The sequence below is a fragment of the Rothia sp. SCPM-O-B-18226 (M350) genome, assembly GCF_058213595.1.
Genome location: NZ_JBYQJS010000003.1, coordinates 152378 through 178493 on the forward strand (window position 1 = coordinate 152378; position 26116 = coordinate 178493).

Sequence of the window (26116 nt, forward strand, 5' to 3'; positions counted from 1 at the left end):
CTTCTTCTCACTCGGAAGCCAGTGCAAACACTCACCAACGAGGACCAATGAAGAGTATTTACACTAAGCTTCGTATCTTTTTCCCAGGACGGAGCTTTACGCTACTAATTGTGAATCTAATCGGCCTATTCCTTCTTTCGCTAATGGAAATGGTCGGTGTTGCGGCCATTCTTCCCATTATGAATATTGCGATGGGTGCTGAAATTACCGGCTACCTGGCTGTAATTTCTGATATCTTCGGCAACCCTCAGCGTTCTGATTTGGTGCTCTATTTGGGTATTGTCCTGGTGCTCGCCTTTGTGATTAAGGGTATCGCTGCGCTCCTCTTTAAGCGTTGGAGCCTGAAGTTCACCGGCTACCAGCAGCTGGCGACGTCGACGACTATCCTCAACCATTACATGAAGGATAGCTACTTCAATCACAGGAAGTCTCAGCCTGAGGAAACCGCGTATCTGATTAGCACCTACGTGGTGTTTGCGTACCGCGGTTTTGTGGGATCAATTATTAACTTTGTGGGCGATTTCCTGTCTATCATCGTGCTGCTCATCATGATTCTGTGCGTCATGCCGATTCCTGCGCTGGTTGCTTTCGCATACTTCGGCATCACCATCGCTATCATGCAGCTCTTCTTGCGCCGCGGTAACGCGAAGTATGGTGAGATAACGGCACGTGCGGGTCGAGACGCTTTGCGCTTCCTGCTGGACGACATCAGGGGTTTCCGCGAAATTCGTATTACGAATGCACACAAGGCTGCTATCGAGCAGTACCGCGAGCCCGCAGTACGAAGCGTTAAAAGCGATGTTAACCTCTCGTTCCTGAACGACTTCCCCAAGTATTCGCTTGAAATTATTTTCATCGTGGGTATCGCTGGTCTGCTGGCTTTGGTGACTTCGACTCAGGGTGCTGATGGTCTTCCCTCCCTGATGCTTTTCGCAACCGCATGTATCCGCATCCTTCCGAACGCGACCCGTATGATTGCCTCCCTGGGCGGTATCCGTGCGAACGAGTTCGCTAGTGAAGAGGTTGCTAAGGTTATCCGCTCGATGAGCCCCGAAGAGCAGCGCCTGCAGATGGTTGAGTTCAAGGATGAAATTGATCCGGCAACCATCATCAACTCGGGAATTGACCCCGTGGATGTTCAAATTGACGACCTGGTCTACCGTTACCCGGATGGTGATAAGGACGTTCTCAAAGACATTCAGCTGGATGTGCCGGCTGGTACCTCGGTTGCTTTCGTGGGTGGCTCCGGTTCGGGTAAGACTACTCTGGTTGACTTGATTCTTGGTCTGCTGACCCCGACGAGCGGCACGATTTCTAGCCAGGGTAAGGACATCCACGCTGACCTGCATGCTTGGTACCAGAAGATTGGTTATGTTCCTCAGGATCCGTACCTGGGTAACGGTACTCTGCGTGAGGCTGTCGCCTTCGGCATTCCCAAGCAGTACATCGATGATGAGCGAGTGCTCTACTGCCTTGAGCTGGCGGAGCTGATGCCCGTTGTCGAGACCTTGGAAGATGGCATCAACACTCCGATTGGTGAGAACGGTAACCGCCTCTCTGGTGGTCAGCGTCAGCGTGTGGGTATTGCGCGTGCAATGTACCGCAACCCGAGCCTGCTGGTTATGGACGAGGCAACCAGTGCGCTGGACAATGAGACTGAGCACAAGATTACTCAGACCATTAACCGCATCTCCAAGGAGATTACCGTGATTATCGTGGCTCACCGTCTTTCCACGGTGCGTAACGTTGATCAGCTGGTGTACCTCTCCCAGGGCCGCATCGCCAATAAGGGAACTTTCAAGGAAGTTCAGGCGGCCAACGAAGAATTTGCGAACCTCGTTCGCCTGGGCCAGCTGCCGGACTAACAGATGCGGGGCGGTTGTGGCGACGCAGTGGTACGAATAGTACAGACGCGTTGGCGCAATCGCCCTTCTCCACGCCTCAGCTTCTTTTCTTACCTCCGGGCCCCATCCACTGATGCGGCCCGCCCCCCCCTCGCTCAAAGGACATGTTATGACCCACTCACCCCGCGTTTCTGCGGTCATCCCGTTTTACGGTGAGCCGGAACCGGTTCTCGCCATTATCGACACGCTGCGTGCTCAGCAGGGTATTGACCCCGCCGATATTGAAATCGTTGTCTCTGATGACGTTTCTCCTACCCCGTTCCCCGAGGTTGAGGGCGTGACCGTGGTTCGCCGCCCCGTCAACGGCGGCTTCGGTAAGGCCGTGAACTCCGGCGTGGCCGCCGCAACCGGCGAATGGGTGTTCATCCTCAACAGCGACCTGGAGCTGGATAACACCTTCGTCTCGCGCATGCTCGCAGCCGTGGAACGCCACGGCGAGGTGCTGGCTAGCCCCCAAATTATTGGCCACGACGGCCAGCAGCAGTGGGTGGCCCGCAAGTTCCCCACCGCCGGACACATCGCCTGGGAATGGTTCACCCCCTTGGCTCGCTTCAAGCCGACCAACTGGTGGCACCGCGGCGTTGGACACGACGTTGAGGCATGCACCGGAACCTCCGACGCGAAGGTCGACTGGGTTATGGGCGCCTGCATGGTCGTGCCTCGCGCCGTATTCAACCGCCTCGGCGGCATGGACGAGCGCTTCTACATGAACAGCGAAGAGGTGGACTTCCAGTACCGCCTCTCGCAGGCCGGTGTGGACCGCTACCTGATTCCCTCGGTAACCGTTACCCACGAGGGCGGCGGATCTTCCCCCTCGGAGCGTCGCATCCAGTGGCTGACCACCGCACGCTTCATCTACGCCGACAAGTGGGGCTGGGAAAAGAAGCTGGCCGTAGCCCTGCGTGCGACCAGCTACGCGAACTTCCTCGTGAACTCTGTGCGTGCGCTGCGCAATAAGGATGTAGATGCTCGCGGGTTCCTCGCCGCCGACCTGGAGCGCATCGCCAAGGCCGAGCGCCGCGAAAACTAGCTCTAGTGTCCGCACCCGGTGCGGAGCGCCCCATAGCTAAACGTTGGAGGTGACACACTGCGTAAGCATGTGTCATCTTCTGCTTTCGTTGTAAAATTTTGGTAGGTATGTTTGAGCGCAAGCTCTGCTTGAAACGTGCCTCTCTGCTTCACTCCAACACATAGCACCGCACGGTTTTGCCCTGCGGGTTCTTATAGCAAACGCCGACAGGATCCAATCCTCATATGACTCAGCCCAAACTTCTACTACTCTCACCCGCATTCCACGGGTACTGGAAGGCGATTCAGGCATCCCTGGAAGTGCACGGATACGATGTGCGCACCCACATCTATGATGCTCCGGGTACCCTCTCCGAGCGCATCCTTAACAAGCTCGCCCACGAGCTACCCGAGAAGTACCGCCCCGAAAGCTTCGCGGCTCAGGCAACTCGAAAGGCTATCGATGCTTTCAACGAGTTCCGTCCCGATATTGTGCTGGTCATCAAGGGCGACATGCTCTCCCGCGAATGGTGGGACCTGCTGGAAACCTCCGGCGTTCGCTACGGCACCTGGCTGTACGACGAAATGCGCCGTATGAGCTACACCGAAGAGGACCTGCACCACCTGGGCGCGCTGGCAAGCTACAGCCCGCTGGATGCGCAGCACCTGCGTGAACAGGGATTCGAGGTGCTCGACATGCCGAACGCCTACGACACCCACTGCCCGATTGTTCCCGTCCGCGAGGACTCCATTAACTTTGTGGGCGCCAAGTACCCCAACCGCGAGGAGACCCTGCAGGCCCTCGTCGCAGCTGGCCTGCCGGTGCGTGCCTACGGTCGTGCCTGGTCGCGTCACCCCTACGATATTCTGCGCACCAAGCAGTTCAAGGACTCCGGTATTCCCGCCGGCCGCGACATCGACCGCTCCGAGGCCTACGGCATCATGGCGTCTTCCCCTGCTACCCTGAACATCCACAACAACCAGGACGGCTTCACCATGCGTACCTTCGAGGCGCCCGGCGTGGGCGCCCTGCAGGTGATTGACCGCCCCGACGTGGACCGCTACTACATTCCGGGTGAAGAGGTTCTGGTGTACGAGAGCATCGATGAGCTCATCGAGATTTGTACCCGCATTTTCCGTGACCCGAAGTGGGCGCGAAAGATTCGTGAAGCCGGTCAGAAGCGAACCCTGGCCGAGCACACCTTTGATCAGCGCGTCAAGATTTTGGAGCAACTATGGGCCTAACCTACCCCCTCGACATTGATGCATGGGCCGCCTGGCAGAAGCGGCAGAACACCCTGCGTTGGGCTAAGGGCGAGGCCCGCAGCCTTATCGGACGTCTGCGCGGGGGCGCGGCTGAACAGGAAGCACCTGTTGGTGGTGTTCTCTACACCCGCGGCGCCGTACCCCGCGTGCTCATCGTGCTCGATTCTTTCTCTCCGACGAGCCGTAACTCCCTGCTGGAGCCGCTCAAGTACCTCGAGAACGTGGGCGTGGCCCTGTGGGTCCCCGAGGACGCCTCGGAGTACCTCAACGGCCAGTACGCCACCGAGCGTTACGGCCGTGATGCCTGGACCGAGCAGGAAGTGACGGGCGACCAGCTGCAGGGGCTCCTGCCCGGTGTGCGCGTGGTCCTTTCCCTCGGCCACTACCTGGCCCGCGGCGCGGCCGCCTACGAGTACTCTCGCGCGATTGGCGCTGAGTACTGGGTCGTACAGCACGGTCTGCTCGTGCCGCAGGCACCGCCCCTGCCGGTTGGCGCAACTCTGCTGGCGTTCAGCGAAGCTGACGCCCAGTTCTGGGCGTCGGGTCGCCGCGACGTGACCACCCACGCGGTGGGTTCTCAGCTACTCTACCTGGCCGCGCAGAAAGCCGCCGGCGCCGAGGCGCAGAAGCAGAACGATCTGGAACCCATCTTCCTGGGCCAGATGCACGGTGCCGAGCTGCCGCGAGCATCCTTTGCTTTTGCCGCGCACTCCTTCCTGAAGAAGTACGGCGGTATCTACCGCCCGCACCCGAGCGAGAAGGACAAGCTATCGGTGCTGACCCACAAGCTGTGGGAGAAGGAAGGCATCCGCATCGATCGTTCCGGCACCCCGCTGAACGAGGTGCCGAACCCCGTCGTGTCGATTTTCTCCACCGGAGTGCTGGAGGCGGCTATCCGCGGCATCCCGGCCTGGGTATACCACCCGGCACCGCCGGCATGGCTTGTGGAATTCTGGGACCGTTACGGCATGAACCGGTGGGGGAGCGAACCCACCCCCGCACCGGTTCAGCCTGAGAAGGAACCGGCACGCCGCATCGCTGAACTCATCATCGAAACTCTGGAGGCATAATGCGTATTCTCTGCGTCATTCCCGTACGCGGCGGCTCGAAGGGCATTCCGCGCAAGAACCTGCGCCCGATTGCGGGTAAGCCGCTCGTGGCGTGGACCATCGAGCAGGCCCTGGCGGCGAAGGAAGAGCTTGCCGGTGAGCACGAGCTGCGCGTTGTCGTCTCCACCGATGATGCCGAGCTGGCCGATATCGCCCGCGAGTACGGCGCCGAGGTGCCGTTCATTCGCCCGGCCCACCTGGCGGAGGACACCACCGCAACCGAGCCGGTCGTCGAGCACGCCATCGAGTTCTACACCGAGAACGGCTGGGCACCCGAAGCCGTCATGCTGTTGCAGGCAACCAGCCCCGTGCGTCTGCCCGGAACCCTGGCACGCGCGGTCCGCCAGTTTGTCGAGAACGACAAGGACTCCATGGTCGGCGTGATTCCGATCGGTCCGTTCATTTGGACCTGGCACGCCGATGGGGAACCCACCGCAGCCTTCGAGATTATGCACCGTCCGCGCCGTCAGGAGCTGACTAAGGAAACCTTCCGCTACCGCGAGAACGGCTCCATGTACATCACGAAGACCCCCGTATACACGGAGCACCACAACCGCCTGGCCGGCTACCCCGGCGGTACGATTGACTTGTTCATGCTCAACGAGGTTGAGGGTGTCGACATCGACGCGCCGATTGACTTCTCCGTGGCGGAACATCAGCTCACTCAGATTCTGAACGAGAGCAAGTAACCCTCATCCGGCGACATTTTCGTCGCCATCCCGGATTGACCGGCACTCAGTCATTCAATAGAACACTCAAACGAAAAGGTTCAAACCTATGATTATTGAACGTAATATCGCCCCGTATGTGGTCTTCGCTGAAGACCCGATTCTTACCGCACTGCAGAAGATTTCTGCCAACGGCCAGCGCATCATCTTCCTGGTCAACGAGTCCGGTATTCTGCGCGGTTCTCTCTCCGACGGCGATTTCCGTCGCTGGCTGATTGCCAACCCGACCGCGTCCCTGGAGACCAGCGCCCTGGATGCCGCTAACACCAACCCGCAGACCGCTCCGGCAGATGCCGACCCCGAGACCCTGCGCGGTTACTTCGCCAAGGGTATTAACCACGTTCCGCTGACCGACGAGCGCGGCCACCTCGTGGCACTCGCCATGGATGAGCAGGACGTCCTGCGCATCGGTAAGCACACCATCAGCGAGGACTCTCCGGCCTTCATCATCGCCGAGATTGGTAACAACCACCAGGGCAGCGTTGATTTCGCTAAGGAACTGGTGGACCTGGCCGTTGAGTCCGGTGCCGACGCCGTGAAGTTCCAGCTGCGTGACATGGACGCCCTCTACCGTCAGCGCGGTGCAGCCACCGCTGGCGAGGACCTGGGCGTGCAGTACACCCTGGACCTGCTCTCCCGCTTCTCCCTGAGCGTGGACCAGATGTACGAGGTCTTCGACCACGTCAAGCAGCACAACATGGACATCATGTGCACCCCCTGGGACGCCCCCTCGGTGCAGGCACTGGTCGACTACGGTATTCAGGGCATGAAGATTGCTTCTGCTGACCTGACCAACCACGAGCTGCTGCGCGACGTCGCATCCCGCGGTCTGCCCATGCTGGTTTCCACCGGTATGAGCCGCGAGGAAGAGATTCGCGAGTCCGTGGCCCTGCTGCGCAACGCCGGCGCATCCTACGCCCTGCTGCAGTGCCAGTCGGCCTACCCCGCACCCTTCAAGGACGTGAACCTGGCCTACATGGACCGCCTGGCAGAGATTGGCCAGTGCCTGGTCGGTTACTCGGGCCACGAGCGTGGCTACCACGTGCCGATTGCCGCCGTTGCTCGCGGTGCAAAGATCATCGAGAAGCACTTCACCACCGACAAGACCCTTGAGGGTAACGACCACACCGTCTCTCTGCTGCCCGAGGAATTCAAGGCCATGGTCCAGCAGATTCGCGAGGTTGAGGCAGCTATCGGTTCTGCCGCTCCCCGCGAGGTGTCCACCGGTGAGCTGATGAACCGCGTGAACCTGGCCAAGTCCCTGGTCGCTACCCGCCACATCGCTAAGGGCGAGGTCGTGACCGAGGCCGACGTGGCCGTGAAGTCTCCCGGCCGCGGCCTGCAGCCGAACCACCTGCCGCAGCTGGTCGGCCGTACCATGCAGCGCGACGTTGAAGAAGGCTCGTTCTTCTTCGAGGGCGACCTGAAGGATGACCTGGTCACCCGCCGCGATTTCAAGTTCGATCGCCCCTGGGGCCTGCCCGTCCGCTACCACGACTACAAGCCGCTGATTGAAGAGGCTAAGCCGGACTTCCTGGAGTTCCACTTCTCCTACAAGGACCTGGACATCAACATCGACGATGTCTTCGACTCCAAGCTGGACATGGGCTTCACCACCCACCTGCCCGACCTCTTCGCTGGCGACTTCCTCGTGGACCTCGCTTCGAAGGATCCCGAGGTGTGGGAACGCTCCATCGCCGAGGTGCAGCGCACCATCGACATCACCCGTGACCTGACCCGCTACTTCACCGTGGATGAGGACCCGATCATGGTTGTGACCATGGGTGGCTTTACCAAGGACAAGCACATCCCCGTCTCCGAGCGTGCCGAAAAGTACGAGCGCATCGGCGAGGCCCTGAAGCACCTGGACGCATCCGGCGTGCGCCTGGCCGCTCAGACCCTGCCCCCGTACCCCTGGCTGATGGGTGGTCAGCAGTACCACAACCTGTTCCTGGATCCGAAGGATACCGCGGAGTTCTCGCGTACCTACGACACCGCGCTCTGCCTGGACATCTCCCACACCATGCTGGCTTCTAACTTCCTGAACATTCCGCTGTCGGAGGCTGTCGAGCAGCTGGCACCGCTGTCGATTCACCTGCACCTGGTGGACGGCGTCGGCGTTGACGGTGAGGGTGTTCAGGTTGGCGAAGGCGACGTGGACTGGGCCGCACTGGGCAAGCAGCTGCGTGAGCTGGCCCCGAAGGCATCCTTCATTCCCGAAATCTGGCAGGGCCACATCAACAATGGTGAAGGCTTCTTCACCGCCCTGGACCGCCTCGAGAAGTGGCTGTAGGATCAGCGTCTATGACCAAGTCTCAGACCGTAAAAGCTCGGGAGGATGATGTTCTAGATCAGGACTTCATCACTCCCGGGCGTTTCCGGGAGCTGGACGGGTTCCGCGGCCTGGCTGCTATTACCGTGGTGATTTATCACCTGGGTGTTCCCGCTACGGAGAACTATCCGCGGACTGCTCCTTCGCCCTATGACATCGCCCTGGGTGAGTTGGGTGTTCAGCTCTTCTTCATCATTTCTGGTTTCGTGATTCTGCTCAGCGCCATCAAGAGCGGGTCGGCACTGAAGTTCGTGATTTCGCGTTTTTCTCGTATCTACCCGACCTATTGGTTTGCGCTGGCGGTATCGGCTCTGGTGTATTTCATCTACGGAAACCCCGGACGCCATATTACGATTCCGCAGACCCTGATCAACACGACAATGCTGCAACGCTTCCTGCGTGTGGATAACGTGGATCAGGTGTACTGGACGCTGGCAGTGGAACTGCAGTTCTACGTGATGGTCGCCCTGTACCTGATTATCAGGAAGGGAAAGATTTACCGTGGGGAGCTGACTACGATTCTGCTTACCTGGTCGGTTATCGGTACGGCTCTATGTCTGCTTTTCCACCCTGAGGCTTCTCTCGGTGGAGCACCGAAGATGATTGTGTGGGCTGCGGTTGCGGAACATTCTTCGCTCTTTAGTCTGGGCATGATGTTCTTCATGTACAGTCATGATCGAAAGTTCACCTGGCACATTCCGTACTTTGCGATTCTGGCTTCCCTCAACGCAGCGCTGATGCATGATCTTGCTCATGGAATCGGTGTGGCGCTGATTAGCTTGGTGTTCTTCATCGTTGTATACCTGAAGAACGTTCCGGTACTTGCAAAGGGTCCGCTGAATTTCTTGGGACGTATTTCCTACCCCCTGTACTTGGGCCACGCTATGGTCGGCTATATGCTGGTGGATTTGTTCTACCCGGTGGCTGGTCCCTGGGGGGCACGTATTATTGCATTGGTCTTGGTGATTTGCTTCGCCTACCTGGTGCATATTTCTATTGAAACTAAGGTTTCTGCATCCTTCCGTTCTTTCCTCACTCGAAAGTTGACTAAGGCATGACCTCTACACCAACGGCTCTTTGGGTCGTTCCGGTTCCCGATTTTGGTGGAGTAGCTCGGCACGTTGTCGATATGGCACGTGCCGGGCTCCCCGGCTTTAACCTGGTGGTTCTCGCACCCGAGGGTAAGCTCACGAGCCGCCTTGAGGAACTGGGCGTCACCGTTATCAAGGCTGACTTCGGCCCCGACTACGGTTTCAAGACGTCCTTTGCTTCTTTGCAGAAGGCTATTGAGCAGCTCCGCCCGGATATTGTGCACAGCCACCTGGCGTATGCGGATGTTGTCGCGACCGCTGTAGTCAACACGCTACGCATCCGTAGCGTCATCAAGCGCGGCACCTGCGTGCCGAAGCTTCTGACCACCGAGCACGGTATTGCCGGTAATGACTCGGTGTACCACGGTAGCTCCTGGCGTTCTAAGCTCATGGAGACCGTGCACCGTGTGCGCCTGTGGGGTACCGACCAAGCAATTGCTGTTTCCCGTTCTACCGCCGATCAGATGCGCGCCAAGTGGGGCGCTCGTGGCGTGGAACTGGTGTACAACGGCGTGGACATCCCCGAGGTACATGCGGCTGTTGAGCAGCAGCGCGTACCCTCTGAGGGTGGTCCGCGTATTCTCTCGCTGTCTCGTCTGTCCCCTGAGAAGGGCATCGACGTGCTACTGGACGCTTTTGCGCAGCTTCGTGCTGATTACCCGCAGGCTCACCTTGAGATTGCGGGCTCCGGTGATTTGGCTTCCGAGTTGCAGGCTCAGGCTCAGCGTCTGAACCTGGGCGATTCGGTGACCTTCAGCGGCTTCGTTAACCCAATTGAGGCGATGGGCCGTAGCGACATGATTGTTCAGCTGTCGGTGTGGGAGAACTGCTCATACACTCTGCTGGATGCTAAGGCGGCCGGCCTGAAGACGGTTGCTACCGCTGTGGGCGGTAACCCGGAGATTCTGGGCGCCGACGAGCTGGTGGACCGCCAGAGTGCAACCCTGACTCAGGATGTTCTGCAGGCTATGCGCGCGCAGCTGCAGAAGGGCGAGTCTGAGCCTTTCACCTGGATTTCGAATGAACAGATGGCTGCTCAGACGGCTGATATTTACACTCGCACATTGGAGAAGAAATGACCGTGTCTTTCCCCCAAAGTACAGAGGCCGCCGCTTCTCAGCAGGATAAAAATCCTAATTCTCTCCAGGCATATCGCATTGGGCAGGCGACCGCGGGTGAAGTAAAGTACCTTGTCGGCAGCGTCTCAAGGCTGTCAATGCTTGATTTTTGGGCTGGTTTCGGCCTGATCTTCATCGGCGTCCCTACGCCCATTGTGACTATGCCCGTGGGTACTGTTGTTGTGATGCTGTTTGTGCTGTACAAGCTGACCAAACCTGCCACCTTGGAGACAAGGTATAACTCCTTGTTCTTCTCAATCATCCTGTTTGCTGTTGGCTGGGCTTTGTTTGAAAGTCTAGCTTTTAACGGTATTTCTGTCGACGAAGCGATTCGCCGTGCAATCCGTATGGCTGTGGTCCTTCTGTTGGCATTGCAGATTGCGCAAAAAAGGGTTGATATTCGTTCCCTCATCTTTGGTGTGGCTTCGGGTCTTATCTTTAACCTCATTGGATTTTATGCGGGCATCGCACCGAATAACTACGGCGGTACGCTGACCGGTTGGTTGAACGATAAGAATCAGTCAGGTCTGTATTACGCAATTTTCGGCTTCTTGTTTGTTGCTATGGTCCGCAAGACAAGCCACCGTATTGCTGCTCTTGTTGTTACCTCCGGCATGCTGTGGTTGACTGGTTCCCGTACCTCTCTTGCCGCATATGCTTTTGCTGTCCTGTGGTTGTACTTTTCTCATCGCCTGAATTTGTTCGGTAAGGCAGTTCTTGCATGGCTGTTCTACCTCGCTGTGAACTACCTGGAAGATAATTTCGCGCGTGCTGGTGCCTTCGCGGATCGACTTGGTAGTGACCTTCTGCGTGAACGAATCGATGAGACCATGTACCGCATGATTGATGTGGTTCCTTGGTATGGTGGCGGTCTGGGTACCGCTCAGGTGCCGCTTCAGAATCGTTACTTCTATTTCCACAATTCATATATGACGCTGGTCCAGGAGGCTGGATGGATCTATATGATTGTGATTGTAGCCCTGATGATTTCTGCCGCATTCATCTGGAAGCAGCCGCGTGCTCAGCGCATTGTTATTGCCGAAGCCGCAATGGTGATCATCATTATTACCTCTCAGCGTCTTGGCGAGGTGATTCTGACGGTGCCTTGGGCTATCGTGGTGGGTCTTGCATTGCTGTACCTGAACCCGGACAAGGATCTAGACGCTTCGGACAGCGGACATCATGAACCTATTTCAGATGCTACGCAGAAGGTTCAGGGCAACGCTGAGAAACCTGCACAGCAGAAGGGCCAGCTCATCGAGAAGGAAGCTCCTGCCGCTGTAGCCCAGCAAGAAATTCCTAAGAAGTCACCTACTTCTAAATCGTTTGACGTCAGTTCTATCCGTCAGCGGGCGAGGAAAGCATAACGATGAAAGAGCTTTATATAGCTACCAATAACGGCGATATTGGCGGCGGCGAGGTCATGCTCCTGAACGTGGCCCGCGCGGCCCGGAGCCTTGGCTATAAGGTCACCATCGTCGGCCCCTCCGAGCCCAATCAGCTCGTGGAGGCGGCCGCCGATGAGGGCTTCGCCCGCGTCGTGCTTCCGGCGAAAAACCGAGCCCAGTACATGCTGGCGCTGCGCGCCTGGCACGCTCGCCACAAGGACGTTCTGCTGTGGTGTAACGGTCTGGTTCCTGCTGCGGCTACTGGCGGCCGTAAGAACCGCATCGTGCACCTGCACCAGCTACCGGCCGGATTGAACGCCAAGCTGGTGCCTTTCGCCCGCCGCAAAGCTTCCGTGACCCTGGTGCCCAGCCGCTATGTGGAGCACTCCTGCCCCGGCAGCGAAGTCTTTGCAAACTGGGTGAGCGGCGTGTCCACCGCCCTGGACCACAGCGTGGGCGATCGCCGCCTGCGCGTGGGGTACCTGGGCCGTCTGACCCCCTCGAAGGGTATCGCGACCCTCTGCTCGGCCATGAGCGCCTTGAATGCTGACGAGGTCGTCTATGACCTGGTTATCGGCGGTGAACCCGTGTTTGCCTCGGATGAGGAGCGTACCGAGGTGGAGGAAGCGCTGAAGCAGGTGTCGTCTTTCAGCACCCGACTCGGCTGGACCACCCCGGACAAACTTTTTGGTTCCATCGATATGCTGGTGGTTCCCTCCATTGCGCCCGAGTCCTTCGGCCTTGTGGTTGCTGAAGCGATGAGCGCCCGCATCCCTGTCATTGTGAGTGATGCCGGCGCCCTAGCCGAGGTCGTGGGCGGCGAATCCTACCCCTATATCGTCTCGGCCGGTCAGCCTCTGGACCTGGCCGCCGCCATCAAGAGCCTGGGGGAGGAGCTACGCGAGAACTCCTCCGACCTGGCGGAACGCACCTCCGAACTGTTCTGGCGTTGGCAGGAAAACTACTCACCCGAGGCCGGTAAAGTGCGCGTAGGCGAGGTGCTGGAACGCTTCGCTGGCTAATCCCTACGCCCGATCCCTCCCCACGGGATATTTCACTCAAACTCTCATCTCACCTCAACCCGAAGGAAAAGCATGACGACTCACCGTTACAAGGCTGCGGTCATTATCCCCTCTCGCGGTGGCGCGGAGATTCTGCACTACCCGCTGGATGCGCTTGCCGAGCAGACGGAGAAGGACTTCCAGGTCATCGTGGTCCTCGATGGCGATATCGATAACAGCGAGGCTGTGGTTGATCGCTACATCGCCGAGGGCAAGCTGAACCTGACCAAGATTGTCTTTGAGGAGAACCGCGGCCGAGTGGCGGCGCTGAACGCCGGCCACCGCGCGGCTGATGCCGATATCCTCATCCGTTGCGATGACGACCTGCAGCCGGCTCCCGATTACGTCGCTAACCAGATTCGTCTGCACCGCGACTACGACGGCGTGATCGGTACCCTCAAGAACGTGTACCCGGACACCCCGTACTCCCGTGTGTACGGTAACTTCCGCGATGCGCGCTTCAAGCAGGGCGCCTTGAGCGTGGCTGAAGACGGACGCTGGCTGTACTGGAACGGAAACTCGTCGATTTCCGCTGAGTTCTACGAGCGTACCGGAGGCTATGATCCGGCCTACCGCCTCTATGGTTGGGAGGACGTAGACATGGGCAAGATGGTGCACGATGCCGGCGGCCGCATCATTATTTCTGACGAGGTTGAGGTCAAGCACTATGCTGAGGCCACCACCACCGCGGTGCGTGCCCTGCGCGCCCTGCACTCGGGATCTGCCCGCACGATTTTCGTCCGTAAGCACGGAGATGCTGCACATCCGGCCCCGAACCCGAGCGGCCCGTGGGGTTTCCTCGTAAAGACCCTGGCCCGGTTCACAACCGAGAAGACCATCAAGACCCTGGGCGATGCGAGCGATAAGATTCTGCTCAAACTGCCGGCGAAGCTGGCCGAGAAGCTGGTGGCTCTGCAGGTTGAGGCTGCATCCTACGCAGGTATTCACTATCCCGAACGCGCACAGAAAGTTTTCTAGGAGGGAAAAGAAAATGTCACTCGCTCAGCTCTTGACCTCCGCTCCGTTTACCGGGCCGAAGAATCCCGACGCGGTGCTGGCAGATATTCCGAAGGGCTTGAAGAAGGTGGCGCACCTGGTGCGTCGCTACGTACCCTTTGTGAAGCCGGAGGCAACAGAGGAAATCGCAATTGCTCACGACTACCTGACTCAGCGTGGAGGCGCCGAGCGCGTGGTCCTGGCTATGCATCGCGCGTTCCCGGACGCCCCGATTTACACGACCCTGTACGACCCGGAGGGAACGTTCCCCGAGTTCAAGGACGCGAAAATCATCACGAGTCCTCTGAACAAGATTGGCTACCTGCGCCGCAACCACCGCATGGCACTGCCGATTCTTCCGCTGGCTTCCTCCCTTCTGAAGGTTCCCGCAGAGCGCGCCGTGGTATCGACGACGGGTTGGGCGCACGGCTTCAACTACGCGGGTCGCAAGTTTATCTACTGCCACTCGCCGGCTCGCTGGCTCTACCTGAGCGATCAGTACCTGGGCGAGAAGAGCACCGGTCCCGTGCCGCTGCTGCTGAAGACGCTACGTCCGGCGCTGATGCTGTGGGATCACTGGGCAGCGCACCGCTCGGCGGTTTACGTGGCGAACGCCAGCGTCATTAAGAAGCGCATCGAGAACGTGTACGGCAAGAAGGACGTTCCGATCTTCTTCCCTCCGCACTCGGTGGACCCTAAAGCTCCGACGGAGCCGATTCCGGGTCTTGAAGAGTTCATGAGCGGGGAGGATTACTTCCTGATTGTTTCGCGTCTGCTGCCCTACAAGAATGTGGACAAGGCCGTGGAAGCCTGCAATAACCTGGGCAAGAAACTGCTGGTGATTGGCCACGGTCCCGAGAAGGAACACCTGCAGCAGATTGCGGGTGACACGATTCGGATTGCCTCGGGTGTGACGGATGCGCAGCTGCGCTACGCCTACCGCCACTGCCTGGCGCTGCTGGCAATTTCCTACGAGGACTTCGGCATCACTCCGCTGGAGGCCGGAGCGAGCGGCAAGGCGGTCATCGCGTACCGCGCAGGTGGCTTCCTGGATACGATTCAGGAGGGTAAGACGGGCGTGTTCATCGATCAGCCCACGGTGGAGCAGCTGCAGGCGGCCCTGGAGGTCTTCAACCCGAAGGACTGGGACGCCGACTACATCCGTGAGTACGTGGATAGTTTCTCGGAGGCACGGTTCATCAGCCGGCTGAAGTCCTACATCCAGGCGCTTCCCGAAGACCAGTAAAGGCGCTTCTCCCGCTTGTTCGTGCTCTCCGCTCGTTCATGGAGACAAAGAAGGCGGGGGTGGTCAGACTAAAAAAGTCTGACCACCCCCGCCTTCTTACGTTGTGCCCGTTTTTCGAGCTACAGAGAGGCCCTAGAGAGTCTCCAGGAGGTTCTTGGAGAGCAGGTCTGGGATGAACGCCCGAATCTGCGGCGCGATAACCTCTGCGGGCTGTTCGTAGAGCTCACAGATGGTCTCAATCGCTTCCTCCTCGCTCGTGGGTTCCTCGAAAAGACCCCAGATGATGGAGGCCGAGCCCTGCAGGATAGAGTGCTCCCCGGTGTCTAGATTCGCGATATACGTGGCGGTGGGGGAGTATTTGGCGAACTCCTCGGAATGTACGTAGGCGATATTTTCGGGGATACCATACACGGGCTGAGGGGATTCCGCGGTCATTTTTTCACCTCGATTCCGAAGCGTTCAAAGAACTTGGCACGCACCTCGGCACGCGTGGGGGTACGGCCAAGCTGCATGGCCAGGTGGTCCTTATTGACGAAGAAGATATTCTTCAGGGTGCGTAGCTTATCGCGCAGGGTGGTTGCCGACCGAAGCCGACCAATCCACTGAACGTAGTGGGGGACATCCTGCGAAACGGAAAGCCACAGCAGATAGTCGCGATCGCCTCGGTACTGTTCAAGCCCGCCCATGGCCGCGCTGTAGGCCAGGTTTGAATCGAGCTCGTTGGCACGTTCCTTAAGCCGCTGCCAGTCTGCGTAGGACATGCGGTTCACCAGATAGTTGATATCCGCGCTGTAACGGGACGCAGCGCGGGCACGGTGTAGCACCACAATAAGGCGAGCATCCAGGTCTGAGGGGACCGTACAGGGCCGGTGAGCGATGAATCGGGTACGGCGGGCTGCCCAAATACGGTCAAAGGTCTTCTCGTAGTCACCGTGGCGGCCGAGGCCGGGGAAGAATCGATGAATATCGGTCAGGCCCCAGGAGGCATGGTAGAGGGTCATGGCGTGCTCGAACACTGAGCCCGTCTCAAAGTGGGCCTGGATACGCCAGCCATCCGCCAGGAGAATCTGCACAAAGCGGTCCACCTGCGATGGACGGACCAACAGGTCAGCGTCGGAGCTGTACCTACCCTTGCGGTAAATTTCCTGCGAGAACGCATAGCCTTTGATATGCAGAACGTCGATGGAATGCTTATCGGCTATGTGCTGGAAGTAGGCGTGCGCAAGCCGAATCCGTGCCGCGAGCGGAGTGGTGAGCGGCTCCGGGGTATTGGTGGAGTGAGTGGTCACAATAACCTTTCGGTGCACCGGTCTATACCAAATAAGTATACGGCGGGAGGGACAGAAACACTGCCCTTCCCGCCGTATGTTGCTCCCCGTGGGGAGAGGGTCGAAAGGTTATGCCTTGGGGGCTGAGGACTTCGACTTCGAGGACTTCTTATCGCCGTCCTTACCGTAGCCGTAGTAGGTTGCGTAGCCCACGTAGGTGCTTGCGTAACCGAAGCCGTAGTAGGAGTTACCCAGGCCCTTACGGGGTGCACGGTTCAGAACAAGACCGAAGAGGTTTGCGTTGACCTTCTTCAGGATGCTGGAAGCCTCGGTCATCTGCTCACGGTGGCTGCGGCCAATCGAACCGACCAGAATCACGCCATCCACGGAGTGGGAAAGCAGCGATGCATCGGTCACGGGCAGCAGCGGCGGAACGTCGACCACCACGATGAACTCTTCGGAGAGTTCCTTGATGAGCTGGCGCATCTTGTCCGAGCCCAGAAGCTCAGAGGGGTTCGGGGGGATGCGACCCGCGGGAAGCACGAAAAGGTTCGAATCGCCCAGCTGGTGCACGGCGTTTGCAATCTCCACCTGACCGGCCAGAACCTGGGTCAGACCGACCTTGGCGTCGAGCTTCAGCTTCTTAGCCACGGTCGGGCGGCGGAGGTCGGCGTCAATGAGGATGACGGGCGAACCAGCGTCGGCCAGGGAGCGAGCCAGCGAGAGCGACACGGTCGACTTACCTTCACCGGGTACAGCGGAGGTGACGATGAAGGAGCGCGGGGGAGTATCAACATTCACGAAGCGCAGGTTGGTACGCAGCTGACGAATCGATTCCTGAGCGATGTGGTCGTCGGTGTCACCGTTCACGATGTTCTCTTCGTTCAGGTCCTCACTGACGGGCAGCACACCCAGGATGCTTGCGCCGGTTGCCTTGGTGGCGTCGTCACGGGTGCGGATGCGCTGATCCAGTGCGCGGCGCAGGAAGATGGCGGTGTACACCACGACCAGGCCGATAACGGCGCCAATCAGAGTGTTCTGCTGGTAGTTCGGGGAAACCAGCGGCGGGTTGACGCTTGCGTTGTTCAGCGGAATCACGCGGACGGTATTGCTGCTTGCAGAGGGGGTTGCCGCAGCGTTGCTATCGCCGTTAACCAGGGCCTGAGCGTTACCGGGGTTCTGCTCAATTTCCTTGATGTAGTCAGCGGTAGCCTGCAGAGCGCTGTTGGCGAGCAGCTGTGCGTTCTTCGGAGAAGAAGCCTGGGCGCTTACGGTAATCAGCGCAGCATTGTCACCTGCGGTTGCGGTGAGGCTAGAACGAATCTGACCGGTGGTTAGGGAGAGCTCAGGGGTGTTCTGCTTAATCTTCTGTGCCACGGCCTCAGAGGAGACGATAGCTGCGTAGGAGCGAGCACGCTCCTTAGCGGCTGTAGAGCCCGAGAGAACATCCACCGTACCGGACTCGCCCACGGTCACGTAGCCCGAGGACGAGGCGGCGTACACCTTCGGCTGCAGGGATGCATAGCCGAAGCCCACCGCGGCACCAATGATGATGCCAATAATCAGCAACCAGAGGTTAGCCCTCGTGGTGCGGAAGAATTCCAAAATGGTCATAGTAGTGAGAATACTCCAGAAAGTTTGAGTTAGTGTGTGCCCGTGACGTGGAGTACTGCCGCGGGCGGTGAAGGGATACGGTATATCCCCTGGGTTGCGGTGTGAAGCTTAGCGGAGCAATCCGAGCAGGTAGCTACCGTAACCGCTCTTGACGAGGGGGGTAGCAATCTCGCGGAGCTGCTCGTCGGAAAGCCAACCGTGACGCCACGCAATTTCCTCCGGGCAACCGACGGACAGACCCTGACGGCTCTGGACGGTGCGGATGAAGTTAGTGGCATCAGCGAGTGAATCAAAGGTTCCGGTATCGAGCCATGCGGTGCCGCGCGGCAAAACCTCAACCTTCAGTTTACCCTGTTCCAGGTAGACGCGGTTAAGGTCAGTGATTTCCAACTCACCGCGGGGCGAAGGCTTAATCTGTCGGGCGTACTCTACGACCTTCGAATCGTAGAAGTACAGACCCGGAATCGCGTAATCGCTCTTGGGGTTCTCGGGCTTCTCCTCAATAGAGAGGGCATTGAAGTCCTCATCAAATTCCACCACACCGTAGGCGCGGGGATCAGCCACGCGATATGCAAAGACGGTCGCGCCGTCCTTCTGCTCGTAAGTGGCCAGCTGGGTGCCGAGACCGGGGCCGTAGAAAATATTGTCACCGAGCACGAGCGCTACGGGATCATTGCCAATAAAATCGGCGCCCAGAATAAATGCCTGAGCCAGGCCGTCCGGGGAAGGCTGAACTTTATATTCGAGATTAATACCAAAACGAGAACCGTCGCCGAGCAAACGCTTAAACTGCTCCTGATCGGCCGGAGTGGTAATAATCAAAATATCGCGAATACCCGCAAGCATCAGAGTGGACAGCGGGTAGTAAATCATCGGCTTGTCATAGACCGGAGTGAGCTGCTTGCTAATACCCTGAGTGATGGGGTGCAAACGACTACCGGTACCGCCGGCAAGAATAATTCCCTTCATAACTTCTTATTGTGTCATGTTTATCTCTTTGTTGAGGCGTAAAAATCGCTCTTTAGCCGGGTAAAATCTACCGTATGGCTCACATTCTTGTTACCGGCGGTGCCGGTTTTATTGGTTCGAACTTTGTTCACCACCTCATCGATAACACTGATCACACGATTACCGTGCTGGATAAGATGACCTACGCCGCAAATGCTGCGTCTTTGGAAGGTCTTCCCGAATCTCGTTTCAAGCTCGTCGTCGGCGACATCGCGGATCGCGAGCTGGCAGACGAACTGGTCGGCAAGGCTGACGCCGTTGTTCACTACGCAGCGGAGTCTCACAACGACAACTCGCTGGCCAACCCCGAACCCTTTATTCACACCAACCTGGTGGGTACCTTCAGCCTGCTGGAGGCGGTCCGTAAGCACGGTACCCGCTACCACCACATCTCCACCGACGAGGTCTTCGGCGACCTCGAGCTGGACGACCCCGCTAAGTTCACTGAAACCACCCCCTATAACCCCTCCTCCCCGTACTCCTCCACCAAGGCAGGCTCCGACCTGCTCGTACGCGCCTGGGTTCGTTCCTTCGGCATCGAGGCCACCATCTCGAACTGCTCGAACAACTACGGCCCCTACCAGCACATCGAGAAGTTCATTCCTCGCCAGATCACCAACATCCTCTCGGGCCTGACCCCGAAGCTGTACGGCGAGGGCCTGAACGTTCGTGACTGGATTCACGCATCCGACCACTCCTCGGCCGTGCTGCGCATCCTGGAGCAGGGCAAGATTGGCGAAACCTACCTCATCGGTGCGGACGGCGAAGAGAACAACATCACCGTTCTGCGCACCATCCTGCGTCTGATGGGCAAGGACGAGAACGACTTCGAGCACGTTGTCGACCGCCCCGGTCACGACCTGCGCTACGCCATCGACGGTAGCCGCCTGCGTGCAGAGCTCGGCTGGGAACCGAAGTTCACCGACTTCGAGTCCGGCCTGGCAGACACCATCAAGTGGTACACCGACAACCGCGGCTGGTGGGAGCCCCTGAAGGCTGAGGTCGAGGCTAAGTACGCGAAGGCTGGTCAGTAATGACCAAGGAGCTGAAGGTTACCGAGACCGAGATTCCCGGCCTGCTCATCATCGACCTGCCGGTGCACGGCGATAACCGCGGCTGGTTCAAGGAGAACTGGCAGCGCGAAAAGATGGTCGCCGCCGGCCTGCCCGACTTCAACCCGGTGCAGAACAACATTTCGTTCAACGCTTCGGTGGGTACCACCCGCGGTATCCACGCCGAGCCCTGGGACAAGTACGTGTCGGTTGCGACCGGCCGCATCTTCGGCGCATGGGTTGACCTGCGTGCCGGCGAGTCCTTCGGCAAGGTCGTCACCGTTGAGCTGGGCCCGGACACCGCCATCTTCGTGCCCCGCGGCGTGGGCAACTCCTTCCAGACCCTGGAAGAGAACACCGCCTACACCTACCTGGTCAACGACCACTGGTCCGCGGATGCAGTATCCGGCTACAGCTTCCTGAACCTGGCCGATGAAACCGTCGCCATCGACTGGCCCATCGACCTGGCAAAGGCTGAGCTCTCCGAGAAGGACCGCAAGCACCCGCGCCTGAACGAGATTAAGCCCCTCGAAGCCGACCCGATTCTGATTATTGGCGCGGGCGGTCAGCTCGGCACCGAGCTGGTTCGCCAGCTCACCGAGCAGAACGTACCCTTCGTGGCCGTCGACCGTGACCGCCTGGACCTGGGCAAGCCCGAGCAGTGGCGCGACGCCTTCCGCTGGCGCTCCTTCCGCGCGGTCATCAACGCCGCGGCATACACCGCAGTGGATCAGGCAGAAACCCCCGAGGGTCGCCGCGACGCCTGGGCAGCCAACGCTCTGGGCGTGAGCGCCCTTGCCTCCATCTGCGAGGAAGCCAACCTGCCGCTGGTTCACGTATCCACCGACTACGTCTTTGACGGTTCCCTGCCCCTGGGCGAGGAATACCCGGAGGATTACCCCCTGGCACCGCTGAGCGTCTACGGCGCATCCAAGGCTGCCGGTGAGGTTGCCGCTGCCGCATGGCGTAAGCACTACACCTTGCGCACCAGCTGGGTTGTTGGCGCCGGTAAGAACTTCGTGGGTACCATGGCATCCCTGGCAGAGCGCGGCATCGACCCGTCCGTGGTCGCCGACCAGTGGGGTCGCCCGACCTTCACCCAGGACCTGGCAGCTGCTGCTCTGCACCTGCTCTTCTCGGGCGCGGAATACGGCACCTACAACGTGTCGAACACCGGCGAGGTCATCAACTGGGCACAGTTCGCCCGCGCGGTGTACGAGGGTACCGGCCATGACCCGGCACGAGTCAGCGACACCACCACCGAGGAATACTTCGCCAACGCTGAGCTCTTCGCTCACCGTCCGACGAACTCGGCAATGGACCTGTCCAAGCTGATTGCTGCAGGCTTCACCCCGCGCGATCACCGCGAGGCGCTCGCCGCCTACCTTGCAGAAATGGGCTCCTAACCCTCTGAGGATTCGACCCTATATCTGCTGATAACAGCATAAAAGGCGTGAAAAGCGCCATATCACAGGTTCCCGGCCCTTGAAGAAGAGCCGGGAACCTGTACAATATTGTCTTGGCCAAGGCGGTGGAATACACGAAACGTGTAGGTCCGTAACTGACGGTGGCTGGTTGGAAAGAGATTTCTGGCGCCAGTCCCTATTCCACTTGGCGCATCACTTCTAACCAAGAAAGGGTGGACGACTCATGTCAGATACCATCAAAATTTCAGCTACCGTACGTAGCGACTTCGGCAAGGGCTACGCGCGCCGCATCCGCATGGCAGGCGACATCCCCGCCGTCATCTACGGCCACGGCGAAGAGCCCAAGCACGTAGTACTCCCCGGCCACGCAACCACCCTGGCTGCCCGCGTCCCCAACGCTATCCTCGACCTCGACATCGAAGGTGAATCACACCTCGCAATGATCAAGGACATCCAGCGTCACGCAATCCGCCCCGAACTGCAGCACATCGACCTGCTGACCGTTAAGCGCGGCGAGCGCGTTGAGATCGAGGTTCCTGTACACGTTGAAGGCGAGCCCGCTGTTGGCGCCGTTGCTAACCAGGAAGAAACCGTTCTTCTGGTTGAAGCTGACGCACTGAAGGCACCCGAAGCTTTGACCGTGAGCATCGAAGGCCGCGAAGCTGGCGCTCACGTTCTGGCATCAGATGTTGAACTGCCCTCAGGCGTAACCCTGGTTGCAGACGCTGAACTGCTGATCGTTAACGTTTCTGAGCCCGAGGAACTCGACGTTCCCGAGCCCGGTGAAGAAGGCGAAAACGCACCCGAGGGTGACATCGTTGAAGCTTCCGAGGAATCAGATTAGGCTGGCGAAGCTCACGACTCAGATAACTCAAAGCACTAAGACCGCGCCCTGCGCCTAGCGCAACAGTGATCTGTGGATGGCCCGCCGCTACCTCTCTTCTGAGGTGGTAGCGGGCCATACTCATAGAATGGTGTAGTCCATGAATTTTCTAAAAAACCTTTTACAGCGCCGTGGAAAGGGCGAAGATATGTCTGATGCGTGGCTCATTGTTGGTCTGGGGAACCCGGGCCCGGAGTACGAGAAAACCCGCCACAATATTGGTCAGATGGTTCTAGACGAGCTCGCCAAGGAAGTTGGCGGCAGCTTCAAGAAGCATTCCAAGGCCTCCGCGGTTGTGGTGGAGGGGCGCCTCGGTTTTGGTGGCCCCAAGGTCATCCTCATGAAGTCCCTCGGCTACATGAACACCTCCGGCGGCCCGGTCAGCGCCGTCGCCAAGTTCTACGGCATCGACCCCGAGCATATCATCGTCGTCCACGACGAGCTCGACATCCCCTTCGACACCATCAAGCTTAAGATTGGTGGGGGAGAGGGCGGCCATAACGGTCTGCGCGATATCACCAAGGCACTGGGCACCAAGGACTACTACCGCGTGCGTACCGGCATCGGTCGTCCGCCCGGACGCATGGACACCGCGGACTTCGTGCTCAAACCCTTCAGCAGTACCGAGGCGAAGGCTCTGCCGTTCCTCATCTCGAACGCCGCGGATGCAACCGTCATGCTCATCAAGGAGGGCCTACAGGCTACCCAGCAGCGCTACCACGGGGCCGCGTCCTAGCCGATTGCCTCGCCGCTGTGCGCCCCGCGAACTAGGCTCTACCTAACTATGCAAGAGCCACTCAAGGGAATAAGCTAGAAAAGAATGACGTTATACGCTCCACGACGGGAAAATACCCGCCCCGTGGAGCGTATGAGCGAGAGAAGAAGGTACCCGTGGCTGAATACTCCACCCCCGCCAATATTCCCCTGAGCGACGACGTCGTGCGTCAGCTCCGCCAGGACTTCCCGATCCTCAACACCGAGGTCAACGGGCACCCCCTGGTTTACCTGGATTCCGGGGCTACGAGCCAGAAACCCCTGCAGGTTCTCGACGCAGAACGCGACTTCTACCTGCACGCCAACTCCGCCGTACACCGCGGCGCGCACACCCTTGCCGTCGAGGCGACCGACCTCTTCGAGGACGCCCGCCGCACCGTGGCCGGCTTTGTGGGTGCCACGGAGGAGGAACTGGTGTGGACCTCCAACGCCACCGAGGCACTGAACCTCGTCGCCTACAGCATCGGTAACGCCTCCCAGGGCATCGGCGGCAAGCCCGCCGAGCGTTTTGCGCTGGGCCCCGGTGACGAAATCGTCACCACCGAGATTGAGCACCATGCGAACCTGATTCCCTGGCAGATTCTTGCCCAGCGCACCGGCGCCACCCTGCGCCACATCCCCGCCACTGAGGACGGCCGCATCGACTACGAGGCCGCCGAGGATATCGTCAACGAGAAGACCCGCATCCTGGCCTTCACCCACGTCTCCAACGTGACCGGCGCGATTACCGACGTGCCGCGCCTGGTGTCTCTGGCCCGCAAGCACGGCGTACTCGTCGTGCTGGATGCCTGCCAGTCCGTACCGCACATGCCCGTGGACTTCCACGCCCTGGACGTCGACTTTGCCGCCTTCTCCGGTCACAAGATGCTGGCTCCCACCGGCATTGGCGCCCTCTACGGCCGCGCGGAACTGCTGAACGCCCTGCCGCCCTTCCTGACCGGCGGCTCCATGATCACCCGCGTCGGGCTGCAGGACGCCGAGTACATGCCCGCCCCCATCAAGTTCGAGGCCGGTACCCAGCGCGTCTCGCAGGCGGTCGCCTTCGCCGCCGCCGTGCGCTACCTGCAGCACCTGGGCATGGAGAACGTTGAAGCGTGGGAACACGAGCTGGGCGCTCGCCTGGTTGAGGGCGTTCAGAAGATCGAGGGCGTGCGCCTGCTGGGCCCGACCGATCCCGCCCAGCGCGCGGGCCTGGTGGCCCTCGCCATTGACGGCGTGCACCCGCACGACGTGGGCCAGCTGCTCGATACGCAGGGTATCGCCGTGCGCGTGGGTCACCACTGCGCGCAGCCGCTGCACCGCTGCGCCGGCGTGACCGCCTCGACCCGCGCCTCCACCTACATCTACAACACGACCGAGGACGTGGACGCGTTCCTGAAGGCTCTCGCCGAGGTGCGCCCCTACTTCGGCCTCTAATCTCTACGGCGCGCACGGCGGGCATACCCGGGCCGCCGTGCGCGGCCGCGTTATCCTCACTAGACGATTCAACACACGGAAGAAGACCAAAATGTCTCTCGAAGCTCTCTACCAGGACATCATCCTGGAGCATTCTAAGGAGCGCATCGGCGAGCACCTCGTGGAGGTTCCCGCCGGCCATGCGAGCGCTGATAACCACCAGTACAACCCCACCTGCGGCGACGAGATCAACCTGCGCGTGGTGCTCTCTGACGAGCTGAAGGACGGGGAGAAGACCATTGAGTCGGTCTCCTGGGAGGGCGACGGCTGCTCCATCTCGATGGCGGCTGCTTCCGTGCTCTCGGATATGGCTCCGGGCATGACCCTCTCTGAGCTGCAGCGCCACGTGGATGCGTTCCGCGAGATGCTGCGTTCCCGCGGCCAGGTGACCCTGGACGAGGAGGAGTACGGCGATATGGCTGCCTTCGCGGGCGTTTCGAAGTTTGTGGCTCGCGTGAAGTGCGCGATGCTCTCCTGGGTAGCCGTCGAGGAGGCCGCCAAGGAAGCCGCTCTGGAGGACTAGCACAGCCCGCGCGGCTCCCACCAGCTCCTTGCTGGGCGGCCCAAAGATGATCGCAACGGAATGAGGCGGACGCTACAGCGCGTCCGCCTCATTCAGCGTTTTATCCGAGCCCCGCGGGAAAAGATGACTGGTAAAATAATAGGTGCGGTTCGCCTAACCAGCGCCCCGCGAGGAACCTTTTTCGGACCAGCCCCGCCCGCATGAACGGGGCGGATGCGTTCCTCACCCTCCGACCCCTTCGGGGCGCCGGAGCGACCATCGCCGCTACCAACCACAAGGAACCCCTCATGATTATTGGCTACGCCGCAGGTGCCTACGACCTCTTCCACTACGGTCACCTCGAGATTCTCCGCAAGGCCAAGGAGAACTGCGACTACCTGATCGCAGGCGTCGTGCACGACGACGTCCTCGAAGTCACCAAGGGCCGCCGCCCCGTCATCCCTATCGAGGAGCGCGCCGCCATCGTCAGCCACATCGATTACGTGGACGAAGTGCACATCGAAACCACCCCCGACAAGCTCGAAACCTGGAAGCAGAAGCCCTTCAACATCTTCTTCAAAGGCGACGACTGGAAGGGCACCGAGAAGGGCCGCGCCCTCGAGGAACGCTTCGCCGAGGTGGGCGTGGAGGTGCACTACTTCCCCTACACCGAGCACACCTCCAGCACCAAGCTGCGCAAGGTCGTCGACCTGCTCGAGGCCGAGCACGACCTGCGCGCGGAGATGCACCGCTTCGCTGAGCTGCTGGGGGACCGCGAGTACTCCGAGGCGATTATCGCCTCCTAAAACCCTGCCGCTCTCGTGACCCCCAAGATGCATAAATCCCCGCCACCCAATCGGGTGGCGGGGATTCTTTAACCCTCGTG

The 26116-nt window shown here is 59.6% G+C and carries 23 protein-coding genes; 19 read left to right on the forward strand and 4 right to left on the reverse strand.

All coding sequences use genetic code 11. The features are described from left to right. The first annotated feature begins 191 nt into the window (after positions 1 to 191). From AC3E6W_RS06240 to AC3E6W_RS06295, 12 genes are all read left to right on the forward strand, one after another. On the forward strand, positions 192 to 1865 hold the full coding sequence (locus AC3E6W_RS06240; protein WP_246823752.1) for an ABC transporter ATP-binding protein: 1674 nt from the start codon (positions 192 to 194) through the stop codon (positions 1863 to 1865). Positions 1866 to 2013: 148 nt separating this feature from the next. Continuing rightward, positions 2014 to 2934, forward strand: a complete 921-nt coding sequence (locus AC3E6W_RS06245) for a glycosyltransferase family 2 protein (protein WP_490652612.1) — start codon at positions 2014 to 2016, stop codon at positions 2932 to 2934. 224 nt (positions 2935 to 3158) lie between these two features. Further along, positions 3159 to 4157: a CgeB family protein gene (locus tag AC3E6W_RS06250; protein WP_049343030.1), complete on the forward strand. Its 999-nt coding sequence runs from the start codon at positions 3159 to 3161 to the stop codon at positions 4155 to 4157. Further along, positions 4148 to 5248 (forward strand): RNA-binding protein, encoded by a 1101-nt coding sequence (locus AC3E6W_RS06255; protein WP_490652613.1) that lies wholly within the window; start codon positions 4148 to 4150, stop codon positions 5246 to 5248. Before AC3E6W_RS06250 ends, AC3E6W_RS06255 begins: the two co-directional genes overlap by 10 nt. Further along, on the forward strand, positions 5248 to 5976 hold the full coding sequence (locus tag AC3E6W_RS06260) for an acylneuraminate cytidylyltransferase family protein (RefSeq protein ID WP_070648878.1): 729 nt from the start codon (positions 5248 to 5250) through the stop codon (positions 5974 to 5976). Before AC3E6W_RS06255 ends, AC3E6W_RS06260 begins: the two co-directional genes overlap by 1 nt. An 88-nt stretch (positions 5977 to 6064) precedes the next feature. Next, on the forward strand, positions 6065 to 8308 hold the full coding sequence (locus tag AC3E6W_RS06265) for an N-acetylneuraminate synthase family protein (protein ID WP_070648879.1): 2244 nt from the start codon (positions 6065 to 6067) through the stop codon (positions 8306 to 8308). Between the two features lie 11 nt (positions 8309 to 8319). After that, positions 8320 to 9405, forward strand: coding sequence for an acyltransferase family protein (locus tag AC3E6W_RS06270; RefSeq protein WP_070681165.1), 1086 nt, complete (start codon positions 8320 to 8322; stop codon positions 9403 to 9405). Beyond that, entirely contained in the window at positions 9402 to 10517 is a 1116-nt protein-coding gene (locus AC3E6W_RS06275) for a glycosyltransferase family 4 protein (RefSeq protein ID WP_296543940.1), read from the forward strand. Before AC3E6W_RS06270 ends, AC3E6W_RS06275 begins: the two co-directional genes overlap by 4 nt. Further along, positions 10514 to 11923, forward strand: coding sequence for an O-antigen ligase family protein (locus AC3E6W_RS06280; RefSeq protein ID WP_490652614.1), 1410 nt, complete (start codon positions 10514 to 10516; stop codon positions 11921 to 11923). The genes AC3E6W_RS06275 and AC3E6W_RS06280 overlap by 4 nt, the downstream gene beginning before the upstream one ends. Before the next feature lie 2 nt (positions 11924 to 11925). Next, entirely contained in the window at positions 11926 to 12966 is a 1041-nt protein-coding gene (locus AC3E6W_RS06285) for a glycosyltransferase family 4 protein (RefSeq protein ID WP_490652615.1), read from the forward strand. A 72-nt stretch (positions 12967 to 13038) separates the two neighbouring features. Beyond that, on the forward strand, positions 13039 to 13983 hold the full coding sequence (locus AC3E6W_RS06290; protein ID WP_490652616.1) for a glycosyltransferase family 2 protein: 945 nt from the start codon (positions 13039 to 13041) through the stop codon (positions 13981 to 13983). Positions 13984 to 13996: 13 nt separating this feature from the next. Next, positions 13997 to 15247: a glycosyltransferase gene (locus AC3E6W_RS06295; protein ID WP_070648883.1), complete on the forward strand. Its 1251-nt coding sequence runs from the start codon at positions 13997 to 13999 to the stop codon at positions 15245 to 15247. 132 nt (positions 15248 to 15379) lie between these two features. On the opposite strand, the gene AC3E6W_RS06300 is transcribed toward AC3E6W_RS06295, so the two are convergent. The 4 genes from AC3E6W_RS06300 to rfbA all read right to left on the reverse strand — a co-directional run bounded on the left by AC3E6W_RS06300 (position 15380) and on the right by rfbA (position 19098). Continuing rightward, positions 15380 to 15682, reverse strand: a complete 303-nt coding sequence (locus AC3E6W_RS06300; RefSeq protein WP_490652617.1) for a PqqD family protein — start codon at positions 15680 to 15682, stop codon at positions 15380 to 15382. Further along, positions 15679 to 16536 carry a nucleotidyltransferase family protein gene (locus tag AC3E6W_RS06305; RefSeq protein WP_080974951.1) on the reverse strand — a complete coding sequence of 286 codons (858 nt, stop codon included), beginning with the start codon at positions 16534 to 16536 and terminating at the stop codon, positions 15679 to 15681. The genes AC3E6W_RS06300 and AC3E6W_RS06305 overlap by 4 nt, the downstream gene beginning before the upstream one ends. A gap of 108 nt (positions 16537 to 16644) precedes the next feature. Next, the gene (locus tag AC3E6W_RS06310; protein WP_070824993.1) at positions 16645 to 18129 is read right to left on the reverse strand and encodes a tyrosine-protein kinase domain-containing protein; all 1485 of its coding nucleotides are present in this window, start codon (positions 18127 to 18129) and stop codon (positions 16645 to 16647) included. 108 nt (positions 18130 to 18237) lie between these two features. After that, positions 18238 to 19098 (reverse strand): glucose-1-phosphate thymidylyltransferase RfbA, encoded by an 861-nt coding sequence (gene rfbA, locus AC3E6W_RS06315; RefSeq protein ID WP_070680477.1) that lies wholly within the window; start codon positions 19096 to 19098, stop codon positions 18238 to 18240. A gap of 74 nt (positions 19099 to 19172) precedes the next feature. On the opposite strand from rfbA, the gene rfbB reads away from it, so the two are divergent. The 7 genes from rfbB (at position 19173) to AC3E6W_RS06350 (ending at position 26036) form a co-directional block, all read left to right on the forward strand. Further along, positions 19173 to 20171: a dTDP-glucose 4,6-dehydratase gene (rfbB, locus tag AC3E6W_RS06320; RefSeq protein WP_049332946.1), complete on the forward strand. Its 999-nt coding sequence runs from the start codon at positions 19173 to 19175 to the stop codon at positions 20169 to 20171. Then, complete coding sequence (gene rfbD / locus AC3E6W_RS06325; protein WP_490652618.1) at positions 20171 to 21595, forward strand: dTDP-4-dehydrorhamnose reductase; 1425 nt, start codon at positions 20171 to 20173, stop codon at positions 21593 to 21595. Before rfbB ends, rfbD begins: the two co-directional genes overlap by 1 nt. A gap of 244 nt (positions 21596 to 21839) precedes the next feature. Then, positions 21840 to 22460 carry a 50S ribosomal protein L25/general stress protein Ctc gene (locus tag AC3E6W_RS06330; protein WP_005506952.1) on the forward strand — a complete coding sequence of 207 codons (621 nt, stop codon included), beginning with the start codon at positions 21840 to 21842 and terminating at the stop codon, positions 22458 to 22460. 187 nt (positions 22461 to 22647) lie between these two features. Further along, a complete protein-coding gene (gene pth / locus AC3E6W_RS06335; RefSeq protein WP_049338794.1) occupies positions 22648 to 23235 on the forward strand; it encodes an aminoacyl-tRNA hydrolase in 588 nt (195 codons plus the stop codon). A gap of 155 nt (positions 23236 to 23390) precedes the next feature. Then, the gene (locus tag AC3E6W_RS06340) at positions 23391 to 24689 is read left to right on the forward strand and encodes an aminotransferase class V-fold PLP-dependent enzyme (protein ID WP_490652619.1); all 1299 of its coding nucleotides are present in this window, start codon (positions 23391 to 23393) and stop codon (positions 24687 to 24689) included. A gap of 91 nt (positions 24690 to 24780) precedes the next feature. Then, positions 24781 to 25251 carry a Fe-S cluster assembly sulfur transfer protein SufU gene (gene sufU / locus AC3E6W_RS06345; RefSeq protein ID WP_049343045.1) on the forward strand — a complete coding sequence of 157 codons (471 nt, stop codon included), beginning with the start codon at positions 24781 to 24783 and terminating at the stop codon, positions 25249 to 25251. A 287-nt stretch (positions 25252 to 25538) separates the two neighbouring features. Further along, positions 25539 to 26036 carry an FAD synthase family protein gene (locus tag AC3E6W_RS06350; RefSeq protein ID WP_070824988.1) on the forward strand — a complete coding sequence of 166 codons (498 nt, stop codon included), beginning with the start codon at positions 25539 to 25541 and terminating at the stop codon, positions 26034 to 26036. Positions 26037 to 26116: the final 80 nt, after the last annotated feature.